Annotated in this window: 4 protein-coding genes and 1 pseudogene; 1 reads left to right on the top strand and 4 read right to left on the bottom strand. The window is 59.1% G+C overall.

Translation table 11 applies throughout. From position 1 onward, the window contains the following. The 4 genes from ACP5J3_RS12160 to ACP5J3_RS12145 all read right to left on the bottom strand — a co-directional run. Window positions 1-658, bottom strand: a 658-nt coding sequence (locus ACP5J3_RS12160; protein ID WP_428495935.1) for an Lrp/AsnC family transcriptional regulator, incomplete at its 3' end; no start/stop codon positions are given. Window positions 659-679: 21 nt separating this feature from the next. Beyond that, window positions 680-1,690 carry a porphobilinogen synthase gene (hemB, locus tag ACP5J3_RS12155; protein ID WP_428495934.1) on the bottom strand — a complete coding sequence of 337 codons (1,011 nt, stop codon included), beginning with the start codon at window positions 1,688-1,690 and terminating at the stop codon, window positions 680-682. A gap of 48 nt (window positions 1,691-1,738) precedes the next feature. After that, window positions 1,739-2,401 (bottom strand): precorrin-2 dehydrogenase/sirohydrochlorin ferrochelatase family protein, encoded by a 663-nt coding sequence (locus ACP5J3_RS12150; protein ID WP_428495933.1) that lies wholly within the window; start codon window positions 2,399-2,401, stop codon window positions 1,739-1,741. 27 nt (window positions 2,402-2,428) lie between these two features. Further along, window positions 2,429-2,626 (bottom strand): hypothetical protein, encoded by a 198-nt coding sequence (locus ACP5J3_RS12145; RefSeq protein ID WP_428495932.1) that lies wholly within the window; start codon window positions 2,624-2,626, stop codon window positions 2,429-2,431. A 95-nt stretch (window positions 2,627-2,721) separates the two neighbouring features. Here ACP5J3_RS12145 and ACP5J3_RS12140 point away from each other — a divergent pair. Next, window positions 2,722-3,292, top strand: a pseudogene (locus tag ACP5J3_RS12140) (hypothetical protein); the annotation flags it as partial.

Raw genomic sequence — 3,292 nt, 5'->3', positions numbered from 1 at the left:
GATCCCTCAAGACGCCCCTCCCAATAAGCTCTCTGATCATGTCTAGGGTCTCCGGCACGCTTCTCCCCACCACCGCGGCGGCTTCTCTAAAAGGCTCGGGGGTGAGGGGCAGGGACTTGATCTTGCTGAAAAAGGCGTGGGGTATCCCCAGCCCGCCTATAGATGGCGGGTTTTCAGGCATTACGTAGCCCCTGGTCCAGGAGATGCCCCTCCTCAAGTCGAAGCGGACATCTACCTTGTAGCTCCTCAGCGAGTAAAGCACTATGTAGTCCACGCCGTACCTCTTGGCGATGCCAGCCACCTTGGCCTCCAGCTCCTCGGCGCTGTTAGCCTTGGTGACAAACCAGAGGTTGTAGGGCTTGTAGTCTCTCTGGAAGTTGTGGCTTACGTAGGGGTCTCTATTCACTTCGGCGGCTACCTCCTCTATGACGCCGTCGGGCACGGCCATGCCCACCAGCGCCGCCACTAGGCCTTTCGACCTGTAGTTCAGTATGGCGCCGATCCTCTTCAAAACCCCTTCTAGAACCGCCTCCCTAAGCCTCGCTATTACCCACTCCTCCTCGGCGCCGAGTCTCCGCCCCACCTCGGCGTATGGCCTCTCCACAAGTGGAAAGCTGTACTGCACCTCCATAAGGAGGTCGACCAGTCTCGAATTCATGGGCTATCTCCGTTCTCTACATTAAAATGGTTGCCCTTCTCTGAGCCACCTCGCCGCGTCGAGGGCGTGGTACGTCAGTATCACGTCGGCGCCTGCCCTCTTGATTGCGGTGAGGATCTCTAGGGTGACGATCCTCTCGTCGATGTAGCCTTGGGAGGCGGCGGCCTTCACCATTGAGTACTCCCCGGATACGTTGTACGCGGCGAGGGGGGCCCAGGGGTAGTGCGTCTTTACCAGCCTAATGACGTCGAGGTAGGCGAGGGCCGGCTTCACCATCACGATGTCGGCCCCTTCCTCCAGGTCCATAGACACCTCTTTCAGTGCTTCGTAGGCGTTTCTCGGGTCCATCTGGTACGTCCTCCTGTCGCCGAATTTCGGCGCCGAGGCGGCGGCGACTCTAAACGGCCCGTAAAAGGCCGAGGCGTACTTCGCGCTGTAGGCCATGATCCCCACTTCGTGGAAGCCGTGGGCGTCCAGCGCCTTCCTAATCTCCGCCACCTGGCCGTCCATCATGCCGCTGGGCGCCACGAAGTCCGCGCCTGCGTCTGCGTACACAACGGCCTCCTTAGCGTAGAGCTTCACCGTCTCGTCGTTGTCCACGTACCACCTCCCCCCCTTCTGCCTAACCACGCCGCAGTGGCCGTGGTCCGTGTATTCACAAAGGCACACGTCGGCGAACACCAGAAGCCTATCCCCGAAGGTCTCTTTGAGGAGGCGTATGGCCCTGGGCACGACGCCGTGTGGGTCGTACCCCGGCGAGCCCACCGCGTCCTTCACCTCGTCTGGCACCACGCCGAAGAGGATGACCTTGTTGACCCCCAGGGAGAGCGCCTCCTCTACGTGCCTAACCAGCTCCTCCCCCACGGGCCAGCGGTACTGACCTGGCATTGAGGGTATCGGCTCCCTTCCCCCCGTTGGCTTTACGAATATGGGGTAGATAAATACGGCGGGGTCGAGTCGAGTCTCGGCGACGGCGTCGCGTATAATCTTGCTCGCCCTAAGCCTCCTGGGCCTAGCCAGCGGAAACTTCATGGAACTGCAGGTCTTGTGGGTAATTAAGCTTTCAACACGCCCCGGACTTCACGGGCGTAGCTGTCTACCTGCCGAGAGCAGGTTCCCCATGATCCGCCTCCCTCTGGCAAGCGCCTCTTGTATCCTCCCGTTTTTAATATGGTCGAGGAATTCGGCGTCTTCGCTAAGAGTCTGGTAGAATTTAAGCCGTGTCTTTACGTCGCCTATGGCGTCCTTCGCCTCTTTTTTCAGCTCTCTGTATACCTCGTAAAACGCCGGTATCCAGCTTTTTTTCAGACAGCTCTCTATTATGTCCAGGGACAGCCGCGCCGGCGCCCCGGCGGCGCCCTCGCTTGTCACCGCCACCCTAAGCCCGCTCACGGCTCTTTCATACGGCACCACGACGTGAGTCCTCGAGGCGTCTGTGGCGTCGTTCACGAGCTTCCCGGCGGCCTCCGCTATCTTAAACAGCCTCTCAGCCAGCGCGGGGTCGTTCACTGCAATTACGACGAGGTCAGCCCACTCCACGTCCCCCGCAGGATCGTACTGGTAGAGATCTACCAACTTAATTTCTACGCCTGCTTCCTTCAGCTCCGGCGTGGCTTCTCTGGTCAACACCCTCACCGACGCGCCGGCGGAGGCGAAGAACTTGGCCCTGCGCGTCCCCACGGAGCCGCCGCCGAATACCAACACCCTGAGCCTAGACGCCTCGATCCAAAGAGGGATCTTCACAAGAGAAAAAAGGAGTGGTTTTAAAACCTAAGAGATTCCAACCAACTGCTTAACAGCGTCGAGCAGGCCGTTGAGGAAGTTGTTCGTGGCGTTGCGGAACCCCAGTATCTCGTTTACAGCGCCTTTCACAACTCCCGTAACGGTGAGCGCAAATGCGCTGATGAGCGCAATCGCCACCAGCAACAGGAGCACCTCCTCCACCAGAATCGCACCCCTCTTCTTCACGTATATATCCCCCCCTTTTTAAACAACTTGCGCTTATAAGCACATCGACCTTTTTGGTCGGGGTAGGCTTTTAACAGAGTCTCATTTTGAATATGGTGGCTAGGCGTTCTGTGGCTGTTCCGCTTCTGCTGGATGGCAACCAGTTTCTGGACTTCCTTGAGCTTGAGAGGGGGTACAAGAGGGTTAAGCGGCTGGTGGTAGACCACTTAGTGGAGAAGTATGGTGAGAGGAGGGTTGGCTTCTTCAAGGCCTGGCACGAAGTGAAGGACCTTGTGAGGCAGATGGGATTGTCATCTGCCTACCAGACACAGGCGGTGAAGGATGCCGTGGAGACGTACAACGGCTGGGCTGAGGCTGGCGGAAGGCCTCCCGCGGTCAGGCACGCGGCGCCCTATGTCGCCGATACCGCGTGGCGCCTCGCCTCCCTCACGTCGCTATCCATACGCCTCATGTCCAGTAGGCATGTGGTAGAGCTGTGGCCGCACAAGAGGTTCTGGAGGTTTGAGTGGCTGGTGAGGACGGGGAGGGCCAAGAGGGCGTCTACGATACGTCTTAAGCGTATCAAAAACAGAGTGTACGCCGTCTTCGTATACGAGGTGGAGCCGGAGCCGCCGAGGGAGCCGGAGGCGGTGGTCGCCTTCGACGTCAACGAGAACACGGTCGTAG

Source organism: Pyrobaculum sp., assembly GCF_049971835.1.
In the GTDB taxonomy this organism is placed as follows: domain Archaea; phylum Thermoproteota; class Thermoprotei; order Thermoproteales; family Thermoproteaceae; genus Pyrobaculum.
Note: the sequence above shows the minus strand (reverse complement) of the source record. Positions and strands in the feature narration are given on the sequence as shown.

What these genes read in the sequence shown, in the direction of transcription:
- hemB (WP_428495934.1), bottom strand. Translation starts at nt 1,690, where the DNA reads ATGAAGTTTCCGCTGGCTAGGCCCAGGAGGCTTAGGGCGAGCAAGATT.